This window comes from Streptomyces sp. Qhu_M48 (assembly GCF_051305195.1).
Lineage (GTDB): Bacteria > Actinomycetota > Actinomycetes > Streptomycetales > Streptomycetaceae > Streptomyces.
Genome location: NZ_CP195432.1, coordinates 4545486 through 4560770, shown reverse-complemented (window position 1 = coordinate 4560770; position 15285 = coordinate 4545486). Strand labels below are relative to the sequence as shown.

The following is a 15285-nucleotide window of genomic DNA, read 5'->3' as shown; positions in this document are numbered from 1 at the left end:
GGGGGTGTCGGTGTGAGTCCACCGGCACCCCCACCCCGCACGCGCGAGGCGTCCGGATTCCGGACACGGCCTCCTAGTTGAACGGGTCGAGCGTCACGTACGCCTGCTGCGGGTTGCCGTCGTGGACCAGTGACTCGTGGGCGCCGACGTCGTCGAAGGCGAAGCCGTACGCCTTGCCGTCGGTCATCTGGGCGTGGATCTTGCGGGAGTAGTGGTTGGTCACCGCGTCCTGGTAGAAGCCGGCCGACGAGGTGTCCGGCTGGTTCGGGTTGGTGAGGAGGGTGGAGCGGTTGTAACCCGCGCAGAGGGTACGGGAGATGGGGCCGCGCACCTGGTCGTTCGGGGCGTCGAGGAGCTTGTAGCAGCCGAAGACGCTGTCGGAGTCGGGCTTCTGGAAGGAGGTGACGACGGCGCCTGACCCGTTGGTGAAGTTCATGACGTTGCCCGAGACCCGGCCGAAGTACTTCACGTTGGGCTGGTTCGCGAACGGCGTCACGGTCAGGGTCGACGTGGAGTACTTGCTCCAGACGCGGTTGATGTAGTCGTTCATCACCCCCGGCGACAGCGCGCCGGCCTCGATGCCGTGGCCCGGGGCCAGGGCGCGCAGCACCGTGCCGTCGGAGCGGGTCTGGATGAGGTTGGCCCAGCCGCCGGGCTGGCCGCGCAGCGCGTCGAAGAAGCCCCGGTAGCCGCCGGGCTTGAGGCGTCCCGTGTTCGCGACGGTGCCGTTGGGGCGCTTCACGCCGACGGCGTACGGCGCGGAGACCATGTCGACCTGGGTGCTGTTGAGCCAGAGGCCCGAGTCGTTGAGGGTGTATTCGGACCAGTTGAAGAGGATGTTCCTGTTGGGGTCGCTGGGGTTCTGGACGGCGGGCTGCACGAGGCCGCCCGTGGCCACCTTGAAGACGAGTTTCTGTCCGTAGCTGAAGTAGATCCGCCCCGAGAACTTCGGCATCCGGATCGTCATGGACTGACCGTTGGCGGGTCCGGCGATGGAAGCGTCCGGCGCGGGGACGGGGACGGAGCCCCCGGCCGGCCAGGGGTGGAAGGTGCCGTTCGCGTCGGCCCATCCCTGCCGGCCGGTCGAGAGCTCGGTGCCGAGGTTGTAGACGTAGACCTGCTCGCCACGGCCGGAGTTGTTCGCGAACGTGAGCGGGATGGTCGTGGGGACGGCGGCCTGGACCGGGTCCGACGGGACGGCGACGGTGACGGCGGTGCCGATCAACGCGGCGGCGGCCAGCGGAACGAGACGGGCGCGGGTGCGCCTGCGGCGTGCGGACACGTGAGAGCTCCTCGGGGGTGGGGGAGTTCGTGGGGGGAATCCGTTAGGAGACGTGTGTGTGAGAGCGCTCTCAAGAATGGTGAGGCTGGTATGAACCTGTCAATGGTTGCGGGTGATTCGAGGCGGCGGGGTGCTCCGGGCTCAGACGTACGTGACCGTGACCTGTTGGAAGCCCAGCGCGCGCAGCAGTCCCTGCAGCATCGACGTGGTGTTCCGCTCGGCCCGCGCGGTCAGGTCGCTCTCCTTGGCCGCGTCGCCGATGTGGTCGGCCGCCAGCTGGTGTACGGCGCGTTCGTCGGCCGGGTTGTCCGAGAACAGGTCGCCGAGCCGGTCGAGCAGGCCGCGCTGCTTGGAGACCGCGTAGGAGCGCTTGGGGTCCAGCGCGGGTTCCGCCAGCCGCGCGTGCGGCAGGCGGAGGGTGGCCGTGGTGCGGTCCTCGTTCACGCGCACCGAGTCCTGGCCGATGCCGCCGAGGTCCACGTACGCCCGCACGTTGCCGCTCGCCACGTACAGGGTGCGGGTCCCCCGGATCGAACTGGGCAGGAACCGGGCGTCCTTCTCCAGGTCGACGACGACCTGGAAGGTGCCGACGGCCCCCTCGTACCGGTGCATGTCCTGGATCGACTGCAGCAGAGCCGGTCCGGAGCGGTCCTTGGTGTCGGTCCCGAACACGTCCCCCAGTCCGGGGATCTGGACGAACCGCCCCAGCAGCACCAGGATCACGGCCAGGAGGAGGAGCACGGCCGCGCACCCGGGCACCCCGCGAAGTCGCCCGCCGAGCCGTGCCGTCCGGCGGGAGGGTCTGCGTTCCGTTTCTTCTTCTTCTCGCATGTGCATCTGGTGCCCGGCGAGGGACGGCTCATTCTCAACCAGGCTTCTATGACGCTCAGTTCTCGCGCACGGGAGAGCTGTGGCCGTCGCGGCCCCGCCCGCCCGCCCCCGCCCGCCCTGTCGTCATGGCCGGCTTCGTCGTCCCGGGGCGACATCCTGCCCGGGGAGGGCGGTGTGCCCGAGCCCTTCCCGGGTAACCGCACCCCATCGGAGAGCGGCCTCGGACAGTGGGGGACGGATCATGAAGACATTCCAACGCGGACGGGACGCGAGAGCGGCCCGGAAGGCGGAGCGCGAGACCCTCGCGGAGCCCGTTCCGGTGACCGAGGAGGCCGAGCCGCGCAGACCCGCACGGGCCCTGCGGATCCTGGTGGCGCTGATCGCGCTGGTCGGTATGGTGGCGTTCGCGTTCGTCCTGGCGCGGCTGACCCTCGACGCCTCACCGGCATCGGTGCCCCTGACGCACACCAACCTGGAGCCGGGCAGCTCCATCCGCGCCTACCTGGAGCAGCCGGCGTTCATCGAGACGGTCAAGCAGCTGGGTGGCAACGTGGCGCTCGGCGTACCGTTCGGCATCCTGTTGCCGCTGCTGTCCCGGCGGACCCGTGGCACGATCCGGGTGGCCCTGGTCACCATCGGCACGATGTTGCTCGTGGAGCTGATCCAGGGAGCCCTGATCACCGGGCGTGCCTTCGACGTCGACGACGTCCTGCTCAACACGACCGGCGCCCTCCTCGGATACCTGCTCATCGGCCGGCGGCTCGGCCGGGCGGTGCACCCGCGCACCCGTCGGCGCTGGTTCCGCAGGCGCGTCCGCAGGACGGCGGCCACACAGCCCGAGGGCGGCGTATAGAGGCTCCGCCCGGGGCGGATCGGCTGGGCCGTCGGCCCGGGGCCGATCCGCCCCCGGACGGAGTGGGCCTCGGACGGCCCGACCGTCAGAGGCGTGGCCCCGTCGGCAGGTAGTACGGCCGGTTGTGCGCCGCCACCGGGGGCGACTGGTACGTCCAGGCGCCGACCGCCGGTGTGTCGTCGGCGAGGAGGGCGCGGATGTCGCGGCCGAGGTCGCCGTCCGTGGCGTGGACCTCCAGCCGCGTCCGTCCGGAGTGCTCGGGGGCCCCCAGGTCGTACCAGCGGTAGGGCTGGTAGACGTTCATGGGACCGGCGAGCAGGCGCCCCTCGCGGTCGGTCCCGTAGCCCGTGATCGGGGCGGAGTTGGCGGCGGCGCCCGTGAGACCGTCCAGCTTCGCCGTGACGTCGAGCAGGGGCCCGAGACCCTTCTCCAGCGTGTCGTCCGGTCCGATCGCGGCCGCCTTGCACCGTACGGTCCAGGTCTCGCCCGCAGGTCCGTTGAGGGACGGCAGCCCGACCTCGAACCAGCCGGGGGCCTTGGGTTCCGCGTACAGTTCGCGCCCGGCGCTGATCGCGAACGGGTTGTCGCACACGACGTGCAGACGGGCGATGCCGAGCAGCTTCGTCTGGTCCCAGCCCTGCGCGTACTGGGCGTACGTGAGGCGTGGCAGGCGGTCGGCCTCGGCCGTCGGGAACGCGATGACGCTGAACTCGATCTCCTGCGTGACGCCGCCGCCGAACGCGTACTGCGCGAAGTACAGCTGGTAGTTGAGCGAGACCAGCGCTCGCCCGTCCTCGAAGGTGGCCGCCGTCAGATCCGGGTGGTGCTTGGCGAGCAGCTCGCGGGCCGGGGCCGCGTCGACCAGCCAGTCGATGCCGACCTGATGCAAGGCGCCGTAGTGGAAGGGGAGTTGGAAGGGCTCGGGCACGGGCGGCAGCGGCAGGGGTGCGGTCATGCGGAGGCTCCTCGGGTCGTCGACGTTTCGGTGGGATCGGTGAGCTCGGTCGCCTCGGCGTCCTCTGCGGCCTCGGTGGGCCGTGGGGCTGTCGGTGGTGTCCGGTGCGCAGGGGGCACCGGAGGCGCGGGGACCGCCGGTGGTGGACCGAGGGCCGCCGGGCGGTCGCGGGCCGCCAGGTCGGCCTCGACGCGCTCGGCGCTGCGCAGCGCGAGCGCGGCCATCGTCAGCGTCGGGTTGGAGGTGGCCACCGAGGGCATGCTGCCGCACCCGACCGCGTAGAGCCCGGGATGGTCCCAGCACCGCTGCCAGGCGTCCACCACCGACGTGGCCGGGGAGTCGCCCATGATGTGGGTGCCGGCGGCATGGCCGGCCCCGCGGTATCCGTACGTACGCCCGCGGTGCTCGAACCGGCCCGGCCAGGCCTCCACCGGCGCGTAGTCCGTGTGGTCCTCGGCGCCGAGCAGCGCGAAGACCTGGTCCGAGACCGCGCGGGCCGCCGCCATCCCCTCCTTCACGTGCTCGTCGAGGTCGTACGTGACGAGCGGGCGGGGCAGACCCAGGGCGTCGCGCTCGCGCGGATGGAGGGTGACCCGGTTCGCGGGGTCGGCGCCCTGTTCCATCTCGAACTGGAGGGTGAACTGGCGGCGGACCCGGTCCCCGACGGCCCGCCTCAACTCCGCCCCGAACAGGCCGCGTTCCCTGAGGAAGTACTGCACGTCCGTGTCCACGGGCCCCTTGGCCCAGATCCATCCCCACGTCCCGAACTCGACGCGGAACGGGGCCCGGAGCCGCCGCGCCGGGCCGGCACGGAAACCCTCGAAGCCCGACACCGAGCCGGGTCCCCGGTACGGCCCGGCGTCCTCGGGCAGCAGGCCCCAGGTCAGCAGCACCGGATGGTCCATCAGATTGCGGCCGACCTGGCCGCTGCGGTCGGCGAGCCCGGAGAGGAGCAGCAGCCGGGCGTTCTCCACGGCGTGCGCGGCCAGTACGACGGCATCGGCGTGTGCCACGGACACCGCCCCGTCGTACGAGCGGTACTCCACGCCCGTGGCACGACTCCGCCCGTCGACGAGGACACGGCTCACCACGGACCGGTCCCGGAGGGTGACGGTGGCGCTCCAGCGGCCCTGGGTCTTGAGCGGGGTGTACTTCGCGTACGAGGGGCAGTGCGGGATGCAGCTCGCGTTGCCCACGCAGCGGCTGTGCGGGTCCGGCCGGCCGTCGCGCCCGCGCGGTGCGTAGCCGCGGCCGCCGTCGTAGCGCGGGTCCGGGACGCCGTTGCGCGCGTGCGGGGTGCCGACCACCTTCAGTTCGACCTCGTTGAGGGCGACGGGGTCCTTGACACGCCGCCCGTCCACGCGCGCCGCGAGGATCCGGTCCAGACGCGCGGCGGGCAGCGGTCGCATGGGGAAGACGTAGTCGTCGGGGAAGGGCAGACCGACGTGCGCGCGCTGCTCGTCGGCGTCGGCCGCCACACCCAACTCCTCCTCCGCCGCCCGGTAGTGGGGTTCGAGCTCGTCGTACGTGAGCGGCCACCGCCGCCCGTACCCGAAGGGCTCCGTGTCGAAGTCCTCCGGGAGCATGCGGGGCGCGAGGCCGGTCCAGACGTTGCCGGTGCCGCCGTTGACGCGGACGTACCCGCTGGCGTACGGGAGGGGCCCGTCCTGCCGCAGATGGCCGGCCGCCAGGAAGCCGGGGGACCCGCCCGTACCGACGAGGTCCGTCACCTCGGGCCAGGGGGCGGCCGGATGGGCGCGGTAGGGAGGGCCGGGCTCGGCGTCGGCCGGTTCGTGTGCCCCGGGGCCCGCCGCGCCCGCCTCAAGGACCAGGACCCGTCGGCCCTTCAGGCCGAGCCGGTGAGCGACGAGCGAGCCCGCGACCCCGGCGCCGACGACGATCACGTCGTACCGCGTCACCGGCGGTCCCCCTCACTCCGGCCGACCGCGCCGGACGAGCCGACCGCGCCGGACGAGCCGACCGGGCCGGACGAGCCGACCGGGCCGACCGGGCCGGACGAGGCGACCGCGCCGGACGAGCCGACCGGGCCGGACGAGCCGACCGGGCCGGACGAGCCGACCGGGCCGGACGAGGCGACCGGGCCGGACGAGGCGACCGGGCCGGACGAGGCGACCGGGCCGGACGAGGCGACCGGGCCGGAGGAGGCGGACGGACCGGACGCGCCGGACGATCCGGAGGCTTCGAGGCCGGACGGTCCGCCCGCCTCGGCCCAGCTCCCGTACCCGCCGGGCCCCGTGGCCGGGGGTCTCACCCCGGCCGCCTTCCACACCAGGCCCTCGGCGGAGGCGCGCGAGGACACGACGATCGGCGGCGGCCCCGGCCAACTGCCGGTGTACCAGAGGTACGTGACCGAACGCGCCGCCTCCCGCAGCTCGCCGTCCATGGTGTCGTCCGGCTCCCGCAGCTCGCGCAGCAGCCGCGCGTACCGCTCCTCGCCGAGCTGTTCGGCGGCGACCGCCCGGTACACCTCGGTCAGTCCGGTGGCCTCAAGGGCCACCGTGTCGAAGCCGGTCAGCCGTTCCGACAGGGAGGTGAAGCGCTGTGTCTCGTCTGTGATGGGCACCCGGGCATCGGTGCCCCGCTGTCCGGCGGCCCATGCGGCGCGCCCCCGGAACGGCTCGATCGCGACGCCGGGCACTCCCTCACACGGATGGCGGCGTGCGACCTGCAGTTCGACCCGCGTTCATGTGACGACCGGTCCGAAGCCGACCGCCGTTCGGCGTCGGACGTGAGTCTCAGCTCGCCCCACCACCACTCTCCTCAGGACGGACACCGTGCCCGAAGTACGCGCTCCCCGTGGGCGTCGTCGCCTCGCCCCCCTCAGCCTCACCCCTCTCCGCCTGGCTGTCGTCGGCTCCACCCTCGCCGCCGCCGCGACGCTGCTCGCGCCCGTGGCCCTCGCCGCCCCGGCCGACGACATCCGTATCAACGAGGTGGTGACGACCGGCAGCGTCGACGACTCGATCGAGCTGTTCAACAAGGGCACGGCCACGGTCGACGTCTCGGGCTGGATCCTCAAGGACGACAACAACAGCTCGAAGTTCACGGTTCCGTCCGGGACGACGCTGGCCCCGGGAGCGGTCCGCGCGTTCGACGTGGACGGGGCGTTCGGCCTCGGTTCCAGCGACAAGGCCCGCCTCTACCTGCCCGGCGGCAGCACCCTGGTCGACAGCTTCGGCTGGACCGGCCACTCCGCCCCGTCCTGGTCGCGGTGCCCCGACGGAACCGGCGCCTTCGGCAAGGCGGCCCTGACGCTCGGCGCGCCGAACGACTGCGGCACCGGCGGGGGCGGCGGGACGAGCCCGGTCGCCTGGCCCGGCGGCGGCTCCGTGGCGACGGCCGACGGATCCGATGTCTTCGGCGAGGACCTCAGCGGCCTGTACCAGGAGGGCTCCGTGCTGTGGGCCGCCCAGAACTCCGGCAAGCTGTGGCGGCTGGTCCGCGACGGCGCCGGCGGCTGGCGGCCCGACACCACGAACGGCTGGACCTCCGGAAAGACCCTGCGCTACCCCGGTGGCTCCGGCAGCCCCGACGGCGAGGCCGTCACCCTCACGGCCGCCGGTGCGACGGGTGGCGCGTACGTCGCGACCGAGCGCAACGGTGACGCCTCCGGCACCAGCCGCCTCTCCGTCCTGCGCTACGAGGTCGGCACCGGCACGGGCGGCAGCCTGACCGCCACGAAGGAGTGGAACCTGACCGCCGGCCTGCCGGCCGTGGGTTCCAACCTCGGCTTCGAGGCGATCACCTGGATCCCCGACGCGACGCTCGTCGCGGCCGGCTTCAAGGACGAGTCGACCGGCCTGGCCTACGACCCGAGCCGGTACGCCGCCCATACCGGTGGCGTCTTCTTCCTCGGGGTCGAAGGCACCGGAACAGTCTACGGTCACGTCCTCCAGGACAGCGGCGCCGCCACCCGTGTCGCCACGATCGCCAGTGGCCTGTCCGGCGTGATGGAGCTCCAGTGGGAGCCGCAGGCCGCGCGGCTCTGGGTGGTCTGCGACGACACCTGCGGGGGCCGGCACCGGACCATGAGGATCGGCGCCACCGGCGCGTTCGCCCTCGCCGCCGTGTACGAGCGTCCCAGCGGCATGGCCGACCTCAACAACGAGGGCTTCGCGCCGTCCGGGGCCGACGAGTGCGTCGGCGGGACCAAGCCCGTGTACTGGGCCGACGACAGCAACACCGGCGGTCACGCGCTCCGCAGGGGCACCATCAGCTGCTGACCCCGACCGCGTACGGAAAGGGGTGCGGGCCCGGACATCTGATGTCCGGGCCCGCACCCCTGCCTGTACGCGCGCTTCAGGCGAGCGGACCGCCGGGGCCGTAGTAGAGACCGAGGCGCTGACGGTAGGTGGCGTCGCCCAGGTGCGGCTCCCGGTGGAACTCGGGGGACTTCTTCACCTGCTCCCGGGAGGCGTCGACATAGATCTTCCGCTCCTCCGCGTCGATGCGGGACACGAGGCCGGCGGGCAGGAGGACCTCCTTGCCGAAGATCCAGACGCCGGTGTCGACCACCAGATAGGCGTCGTCCACGACGTCGGAGTGCTTGTCGACCTTGCCGATGCTGCCGTCCGTCGCTTCGACCTTGTACCCGGCCAGGACGGCTCCGGCCAGGTGGCCGGAGGTCGAGCGGTAGCTCCACGGCTGCTCAGTCACGCGGGAACAACTCCTTCGGTTGGGGGAGGACGAGCCGTTCACCGCCGTCCACCCGTCCTTGCGTGTGCGCCCTCCGCCTGCCCCACCTCCTCTCCTTCATTCGCCCCGTCCTCCGTGGCACCCCGCGACGGCCGGTTCTTCGGGGCTCCCGCCGGACGTCCCGGCTGTCAATCAAGGTTGACACGCCACGAAGCGTCAACGTAGGTTGACGTCATGACCGATGCGACCGATCTCGCCGCGCGAGCGGGCGACCGCGACCCCCGGGTCGGACTGCGGGCCGTCTCCGCGCTGCGGCGACTGCTGGAACAGCTGGAAGCCGTACAGGTGCGCGGTGCGCGCGACCAGGGCTGGTCGTGGCAGGAGATCGCGACCGAGCTCGGAGTCAGCCGACAGGCCGTCCACAAGAAGTACGGGAGGCAGTGATGTTCGAACGGTTCACGAAAGCCGCACGTGCCGTGGTGAAGGGAGCGGTCGAGCACGCGGAACGGAGCGGCTCGACCGTCGTCACCAAGGAGCACGTACTGCTGGCCCTGCTCGACCGGGAGGGCACCCGGGCCGCGGCCGCCCTGCGCGCCCTGTGCCCGCCCGCGAACCGCCCGTCCCTGGTGGCCGCACTGGCCGACGCCCGGCGCCGGGCGGGACTGTCACGGGCAGACGCGAGCGCCCTCGCCGACCTCGGCATCGACGTCGGCGCGATCGTGGCGCGCGTGGAGGAGACCCACGGCGAGGGCGCGCTGGCCGGCGACCGCAAGGACTCCGGATGGTGGAAGGGCCGCCCGTCCTTCTCGCGGGAGGCCAAGACCGTCCTGGAACAGTCCCTGCGGGTGGCGTTGGCCCGCAAGGACCGGGAGATCGGCGACGAGCACATCCTGCTGGCGCTCACCATGACCGGCGGAGTCGTCGCGGAGGCGCTGGCCGACCACGGCGTGACGTACGCCTCCGTAGAGGCGGCGGTCTCCACCGCGACGGCTCCCTGACCGCCCGGAGCCGGGCGGCCGCCCCTCGGGGGCGGGGCCTCGTCGGCGGTCAGACGCGGTGCACCGTGTGGAGCTTGGTGGCGTACGTCCCCGTGCCGTCCAGGGTGGAGGGGCCCGCCAGGTCCGCCATCGTCGGGCCGTTGCCGGTCTTGCGGCTGGAGAGGAAGCGGCGATCGCCGTTCGCGTCCCTGCCCAGGTAGATGCCGACGTGGTCGACCGTGACGGTCGCCTTGTCGTCACCCGAGTCGGCGTTGAAGAGCACCAGGTCCCCCGGCTGCAGCAGGGCGGCGGTCGGCGGCGTGCCGCCCGTCGCCTGGTCGATACGGGCACCCGGCGCGTACTCCACCATGTCGCGGGACCTGCGGGGCAGCCGCGTCCCCGAGGTGTCGGCGCCGGCCGCCAGAGGCACCTGGTGGTGGTGGCCGAAGACCATGCGGATGTATCCGGAGCAGTCCAGGTTGCCGACCTGCTTGCTGGACGGACCGGTGTGGGTGCCGTCCGGGAAGGTCCAGCCGGAGTTCATGTACTCGTGGAAGTCGGCGCCCTCGTAGCGGTTGCCCCGCGGGTCGAGGTAGCCGTAGCCGGCCTGGCCGAGGACCTGCCTGCCCACCGCGGGGCCCGCGCCCGCGGTCACGGCCGGGGCACCCGGCAGGAACATCGCCGCGTAGGCGAGCACGTCCGGCGCGGTCGAGCCGGCCCAGGCGCGGATCCGGTCCTCCAGCGCCGGGGACCAGGTGCCGTCGAACGGCTGTTCCAGGACGCGCGCCCCGGGCTCCCGTACGCCGGCCCGGTCGGGCTCGGACGCCCGAGCCCTCACTCGGCGGGTGGCTTCCATACGGTCAGCAGTCCCGTGTAGCTCGGTGGGTCGAAGGTCTGGCCCGAGGCGATGACGTCGGTGAGGCGGAGCATGGCCAGGTTGCCGTCGGAGGTGACCGTGCACAGCAGGTCGCCCTTTTCGAGGGCCTTCCCCTCGGCCAGATCGCTGTTCGGCAGCTCGGCGGGGAGCGGGACGCTGTCCACCGACTGGCGGCAGACCTCCGGCGTGCTTCCGGGACTCTTCGCGGTGGGCGTGCGGAAGGTCAGGTACTGGTAGATGTACTGGATCTCGTCGGCCTTCCGTCCGATCTCGCCCCGGGGATTCACCTTGGGCACGTCCATGTCGACGGTGACGATCACGTGGCCCGGCGCGCTGATCTTCAACGGACGCTCCTTGAAGACGAGTTCGTACGTCTTCGGCGCCGGGGTGGGGCTCTTCCCCTGGTCCTTTGCCCCCGGCGTCCCCTGGCTTCCCGGCGGGGTGTCCGCCGGGGGCGCGGAGGTCCCGGTCCGCGGGGGCTTCTGGGCTTCCTCGCCGGAGCCGTACTCCTTGTCGCCGTACAGCGACCAGGCCGTGCCGACCGCGACGACGAGGGCCACGGCGGTGACGGCGAGCGGCACCAGGCGCCTCTTCCCGCCCGCCCTCGGCGCGGCCGATCCGGTGGGGGACCCGGCGGAAGGGGCGGGCGGCGGCGGGGTGGCGGGGCGCGGCGGGGCCGTCTGGGTGGGCGCCTGGTGGGGCGCGTCGCCGGTCTGCGTCGGTACGTAGGTGGCGGCGGGCCGACGGGGCGGCGGGGGAGCGGTGTCCTCGGCGAGGAGGCGGCGCACGGTGGCGCCCCGCTCGTCGACGGCGGCGGTGAGGGCGGCGGGCAGCCAGCCGTCGAAGTCGCGGGTGGAGCGGCCGGAGGCCCGCTCGCACAGCTCCGCCAGCTCCGCCGGGGCGGGGCGGGCCGCCGGGTCGGCGGCGAGGCAGCGCTCCAGGAGCGTCCGCAGCACGTCCGGGTAGCCGGAGAGTTCCGGAGGGCGCAGCGCGGTGTTGGCGATCTGGGTGGCGACGGTGAGCGCGCCGCCGGAGCCGTACGGGTGCCGGCCGGTGGCCGTCACGGCGGCGATCAGACCGAGCGAGAACACGTCGGTGGCGGGGGTGAGCGGGTCACCCATGCCGTGTTCCGGCGACATGAACTGCGGTGTTCCGATGAAGCCGCCGCTGCGGGTGAGGCGGGTGGACTCGGCGGCCCTGGCGATGCCGAAGTCGATGACCCAGGGCCCGTCGGCGCCGAGCAGGATGTTGCCGGGCTTGAGGTCGCGGTGCACGACTCCGGCCGCGTGGACGGCTTCCAGGGCACGGGCGACGCAGCCGACGAGCTGGAGCGTGGTGATCAGGGGCAGGGGCCCGTGGGCGTCCAGCGCCTCGTCGAGCGGGACCCCCGGTACGTAGGCGGAGGCGAGCCAGGGCTGTTCACCGTGGGTGTCGTGGTCGACGACGGGCACCAGCTGGTAGCCCCGCACCTGCTGAGCGGCCGCGACCTCCTGCTGGAACCTGCGCCGGAACTCGGCGTCGCCCGCGTACTCGCGCCGGATCATCTTCAGCGCGACGGGCTGGTTGCCCCGGGTGCGGGAGAGATAGACGGTCCCCATCCCACCCTCGCCGAGCCTGGCCAGCAGCCGGTATCCGGCCAGTTCGCGCGGTTCCGCCGCCGTCAGCGGGCGCAGCGCGCCTCCGGTGTCCGTGATGGGACCCACCCCCGTGATGTCTCGATGAGGCCATGCGGCCTCAAGATCAACATACTGGGAGCCCCCGGACGGCGCGGCACGGGGTCGCCGGACCGGGGGCCTGTCCTGGTTCCCACGGGGAGTACTCCCCTCGACTCGACCGTCTCGCGCGGACGCGCGGCCGTCGATGCCGCCTCGTCCGGTGCCGGCGCCGGGACGCCGTTCGCCGCCATCGGAGCGTGGAACTGCTGCTCGGCGTAGGGAACGCCGGGCGGCAGCGTTGCGAGGTGCCAGTGGAGGTGGGCGTCGCCCTGCCGGCCGCCGACGCGAACAGGCCGCCTACCCGGGGCCGTCCGGAAGGCAGCCGCCCGCGCTCGCCCGCCACCCCGCACGCTCCGCCGGGCTTGGTTGCGGACCCGGGGGGCAGACGGGAGGCATGACCGTTCCCAAGACGTGTGTCCTCGTGCTCGACTCCACCGATCCGGAACCCCTCGCGCGGTTCTACGCGACCCTGCTCGGCGCCACCGTGGATCCCGCTCCCGGCGACCACGACCTGCTGCTCGTCTCCGGCCATTCCGGGGTGGTGCTGGGGATCCGCCGTGACCTCGGCCAGGCGCCGCCGAGCTGGCCCCGCCCCGAGGACTCCCAGCAGGCGCACCTGCAGATCCTCGTGGCCCCGGACCGACTCGACGAGGCGGAGCGCGAGGCGGTGTCGCTCGGCGCACGGCCCGTCGCGGCCGAGCGGGACGGGACCCGGTCCGACCGGCGCACCGACCTGCGCCGCTACACCGACCCGGGGGGCCACTCCTTCGTCCTGGTCTCGAGCGCCCCGCCCGCCTGGTCCCCGCACCGCGAATGAGATCATGACGGCCGGAAATCGTCGCCGTGGGGCGACGCGAGGGAAGGACCGAGCGTGGCCCAGGGGCGGATGACGTACAACGTGCGGTACGGCACGTCCTGGCCGGTCGTCGTCCGCCGCGGCGACGGCGCGGGACGGGACGGGGACACCGCCGTCGGGCTCCTCTGCCGCGTGCCCGACGGTCATGGAGGTGCCGCGCACCCCTCCGCCCGCACCTTCGACCTCGTCGGTGAGGGGCGGACCCCGATCGCCCGGGTGTCGACCGAACAGACCGGCTCGGGCGTCGGCGGTCACCCCGCCGTCTACCGCGTCGACGACCCGTACGGCGCCCCGCTGGGCCGGATCACGTACCGGCGCGGACGCGCCCTGCGCGGTGCCCGGGCGCGCTGGACCGTCGAGTCGGTGACCGGACACTCCGTGCGCGGCTTCCGCGGCCGTCTGTTCTGGTGGGCGGTGTGGTGGCCCGTCGGCCTGCCCGTGAGCCTGGTGTGGCTGATCATGTCCCTGCTCGGTGAGGGCGACGACGCCTTCGGCAAGCCGCGCAGGGTGATCTGGCGGGACTCGTCGCGCCGGGCGCACCTCGTCTTCCGGGGGATCGCGGACGAGTACCGGGTCCTCGACGGAAGCTGGGACCCGCGGCTGGTGGCCGCGCTGCTCGGACTCCACCAGTCGTACGACCCGTCGGAAGGCGGCGGCGCGGACGGCTGGTACGCCCGGGCCTGAGGCGGGCGGAGCGCGAGCGGGCCCGGACGGGCGGGGACCGGCCGGCGGGCGCTGAAGCCTGCCGACCGGTGTGCGAACCCTTCCTCCGGCTCTCGCCGCCGGGACCCCGTCCGGTGCTCCCCTACGGCCGTCGTGCCCGGCGGAACGCGGTCAGCGCGTAGCAGGCGAGCAGGACGACGGTGAAGGCGAGACCGATGCCGGCCGCCTGCCGCATGTCCGGGACCTCGACCGCGGTGGCGGCGACGGCCAGCACCCCGAGCCCGGCCACGACCGCGAGCTTGCTGCCTCCCGGGATGCTGAAGCCCGTGAACTCGGCGGGATGCGCGTCCCGGTGGCGGCGGAAGGCGACGTACGAGGCGAGGATCAGCAGCCAGACGAGCAGCACCGCGAAGAGCGCGATCGACATCAGGATGCCGAAGATGCCGCCGACGTCGTAGAAGGCGAGCAGCGCGGCGGCCGCGATGCCGAGGGTGGAGGCGGCCAGGGCCGTGGCCGGGACGCCGCGCGAGGTGAGGCGGGCCAGGGGGGCCGGGGCCAGGCCGTCGTCGCCGAGGGAGTGCAGGAGCCGGGAGGCGCCGTACAGGTGGGCGTTGGCGGCGGAGACGGCCGCGATGAGCACCACGAGGTTGGTGAGCGTCGCCGCGGCGGGCACGCCGACGTCGGAGAAGACCCGCACGAACGGACTCGCCTCGACGCTGCCGTCCCCCGCGGCCAGGCGCCGCCACGGGATCAGCGCCACGACCAGGGTGATCGCCAGGACGTAGAAGACGCTGAGCCGCCAGGCGAGTTGGCGCATCGCGGTGCGGATGCTGCGCTGCGGGTCGGTGGCCTCGGCCGACGCGATGGCGACGACCTCGAAGCCGGCGTACGCGAACATCACGACGGACATGGCGATCCAGACGGACTTCGCGCCGTGCGGCACGAACCCGCCGTCGTCGGTGAGATGGGCGAAGCCGGTGGCTCCGGTGTCCGGGAGGCCGAAGAAGACCAGGAGCGCCGCGCACAGGATGAACGCGCACAGCGCGGTCACCTTGATGGTGGAGAGCCAGAACTCGGTGGTGCCGAAGGACTTCACGTTGATGATGTTGACCGCGAGCACGACCACCGCGATCGCGAGGATGGCCGCCGACATGGGGACGCCGGGCCACCACCAGCGGATGTAGAGAGCGGAGGCGACGACCTCCGTGCCGATGACGACGACCGCGCTGAACCAGTACATCCAGCGGGTGACGAAGCCGGCCCACGGGCCGAGGTAGGTGTGCGCGACAGCACCGAACGAGCCCTGCACCGGGTGCGCGGCGGACATCTCGCCGAGCAGGACCGCGATGATCGCGACGAGTACGGCTCCGATCGCGTACGAGATGATCACCGCGGGGCCCGCGGCGGATATAGCCGACCCGGAGCCGAGGAACAGCCCGGTGCCGAGCGCGGAGCCCAGGCCGATCATGGTGGTCTGGCGGGGGGTGAGGGAGCGGACGAGGCCCGAGCCCTTCGCCGGTTCACCGGTCGGGGCGGGAGGGGAGACGGGAGCCTGGGCGGGTCTTTCCGGAGCGGCCATGGCGGGTGTCCTTCTGTACGGATGCGGGCGTGGCTGTGGGC

At 73.1% G+C, this 15285-nt stretch carries 15 protein-coding genes; 6 read left to right on the top strand and 9 right to left on the bottom strand.

What is annotated here, in order from left to right; genetic code table 11:
• Nucleotides 1-73: 73 nt before the first annotated feature.
• Both ACRRSS_RS20735 and ACRRSS_RS20730 read right to left on the bottom strand, forming a co-directional pair.
• Nucleotides 74-1282, bottom strand: coding sequence for a glycoside hydrolase family 64 protein (locus tag ACRRSS_RS20735; protein WP_435972614.1), 1209 nt, complete (start codon nucleotides 1280-1282; stop codon nucleotides 74-76).
• Between the two features lie 141 nt (nucleotides 1283-1423).
• Nucleotides 1424-2113: a DUF4230 domain-containing protein gene (locus ACRRSS_RS20730; protein ID WP_435972613.1), complete on the bottom strand. Its 690-nt coding sequence runs from the start codon at nucleotides 2111-2113 to the stop codon at nucleotides 1424-1426.
• Nucleotides 2114-2354: 241 nt separating this feature from the next.
• Here ACRRSS_RS20730 and ACRRSS_RS20725 point away from each other — a divergent pair, with 241 nt between their 5' ends.
• A complete protein-coding gene (locus ACRRSS_RS20725) occupies nucleotides 2355-2966 on the top strand; it encodes a VanZ family protein (protein ID WP_435972612.1) in 612 nt (203 codons plus the stop codon).
• Between the two features lie 85 nt (nucleotides 2967-3051).
• Here ACRRSS_RS20725 and ACRRSS_RS20720 read toward each other — a convergent pair whose 3' ends face one another.
• From ACRRSS_RS20720 to ACRRSS_RS20710, 3 genes are read right to left on the bottom strand one after another with little or no spacing between them, the layout of a single operon-like run.
• The gene (locus tag ACRRSS_RS20720; protein WP_435972611.1) at nucleotides 3052-3921 is read right to left on the bottom strand and encodes a hypothetical protein; all 870 of its coding nucleotides are present in this window, start codon (nucleotides 3919-3921) and stop codon (nucleotides 3052-3054) included.
• Nucleotides 3918-5840: a GMC family oxidoreductase gene (locus ACRRSS_RS20715; protein WP_435972610.1), complete on the bottom strand. Its 1923-nt coding sequence runs from the start codon at nucleotides 5838-5840 to the stop codon at nucleotides 3918-3920. Before ACRRSS_RS20715 ends, ACRRSS_RS20720 begins: the two co-directional genes overlap by 4 nt.
• Nucleotides 5837-6505 (bottom strand): hypothetical protein, encoded by a 669-nt coding sequence (locus ACRRSS_RS20710; RefSeq protein ID WP_435972609.1) that lies wholly within the window; start codon nucleotides 6503-6505, stop codon nucleotides 5837-5839. The genes ACRRSS_RS20715 and ACRRSS_RS20710 overlap by 4 nt, the downstream gene beginning before the upstream one ends.
• 211 nt (nucleotides 6506-6716) lie before the next feature.
• Here ACRRSS_RS20710 and ACRRSS_RS20705 point away from each other — a divergent pair, with 211 nt between their 5' ends.
• Nucleotides 6717-8165: a lamin tail domain-containing protein gene (locus tag ACRRSS_RS20705; RefSeq protein ID WP_435972608.1), complete on the top strand. Its 1449-nt coding sequence runs from the start codon at nucleotides 6717-6719 to the stop codon at nucleotides 8163-8165.
• Nucleotides 8166-8241: 76 nt separating this feature from the next.
• Here ACRRSS_RS20705 and ACRRSS_RS20700 read toward each other — a convergent pair whose 3' ends face one another.
• Complete coding sequence (locus ACRRSS_RS20700; RefSeq protein ID WP_435972607.1) at nucleotides 8242-8598, bottom strand: PRC-barrel domain-containing protein; 357 nt, start codon at nucleotides 8596-8598, stop codon at nucleotides 8242-8244.
• Nucleotides 8599-8811: 213 nt separating this feature from the next.
• Between ACRRSS_RS20700 and ACRRSS_RS20695 the strand changes: the two genes are divergently transcribed.
• Both ACRRSS_RS20695 and ACRRSS_RS20690 read left to right on the top strand, forming a co-directional pair.
• Nucleotides 8812-9021, top strand: coding sequence for a helix-turn-helix domain-containing protein (locus ACRRSS_RS20695; RefSeq protein WP_360609349.1), 210 nt, complete (start codon nucleotides 8812-8814; stop codon nucleotides 9019-9021).
• The gene (locus ACRRSS_RS20690) at nucleotides 9021-9575 is read left to right on the top strand and encodes a Clp protease N-terminal domain-containing protein (protein ID WP_435972606.1); all 555 of its coding nucleotides are present in this window, start codon (nucleotides 9021-9023) and stop codon (nucleotides 9573-9575) included. Before ACRRSS_RS20695 ends, ACRRSS_RS20690 begins: the two co-directional genes overlap by 1 nt.
• Nucleotides 9576-9624: 49 nt before the next feature.
• Here ACRRSS_RS20690 and ACRRSS_RS20685 read toward each other — a convergent pair whose 3' ends face one another.
• Together ACRRSS_RS20685 and ACRRSS_RS20680 are read right to left on the bottom strand one after the other, a co-directional pair.
• A complete protein-coding gene (locus ACRRSS_RS20685; RefSeq protein ID WP_435972605.1) occupies nucleotides 9625-10392 on the bottom strand; it encodes an NlpC/P60 family protein in 768 nt (255 codons plus the stop codon).
• On the bottom strand, nucleotides 10389-12134 hold the full coding sequence (locus ACRRSS_RS20680; protein ID WP_435972604.1) for a serine/threonine-protein kinase: 1746 nt from the start codon (nucleotides 12132-12134) through the stop codon (nucleotides 10389-10391). The genes ACRRSS_RS20685 and ACRRSS_RS20680 overlap by 4 nt, the downstream gene beginning before the upstream one ends.
• Nucleotides 12135-12540: 406 nt before the next feature.
• Between ACRRSS_RS20680 and ACRRSS_RS20675 the strand changes: the two genes are divergently transcribed.
• Nucleotides 12541-12963 carry a VOC family protein gene (locus ACRRSS_RS20675; RefSeq protein ID WP_435972603.1) on the top strand — a complete coding sequence of 141 codons (423 nt, stop codon included), beginning with the start codon at nucleotides 12541-12543 and terminating at the stop codon, nucleotides 12961-12963.
• A 54-nt stretch (nucleotides 12964-13017) separates the two neighbouring features.
• Complete coding sequence (locus ACRRSS_RS20670; protein ID WP_435972602.1) at nucleotides 13018-13686, top strand: hypothetical protein; 669 nt, start codon at nucleotides 13018-13020, stop codon at nucleotides 13684-13686.
• Between the two features lie 121 nt (nucleotides 13687-13807).
• Here the strand turns inward: ACRRSS_RS20670 and ACRRSS_RS20665 are convergent, their stop codons facing one another.
• The gene (locus ACRRSS_RS20665) at nucleotides 13808-15244 is read right to left on the bottom strand and encodes an amino acid permease (protein WP_435972601.1); all 1437 of its coding nucleotides are present in this window, start codon (nucleotides 15242-15244) and stop codon (nucleotides 13808-13810) included.
• Nucleotides 15245-15285 lie beyond the last annotated feature (41 nt).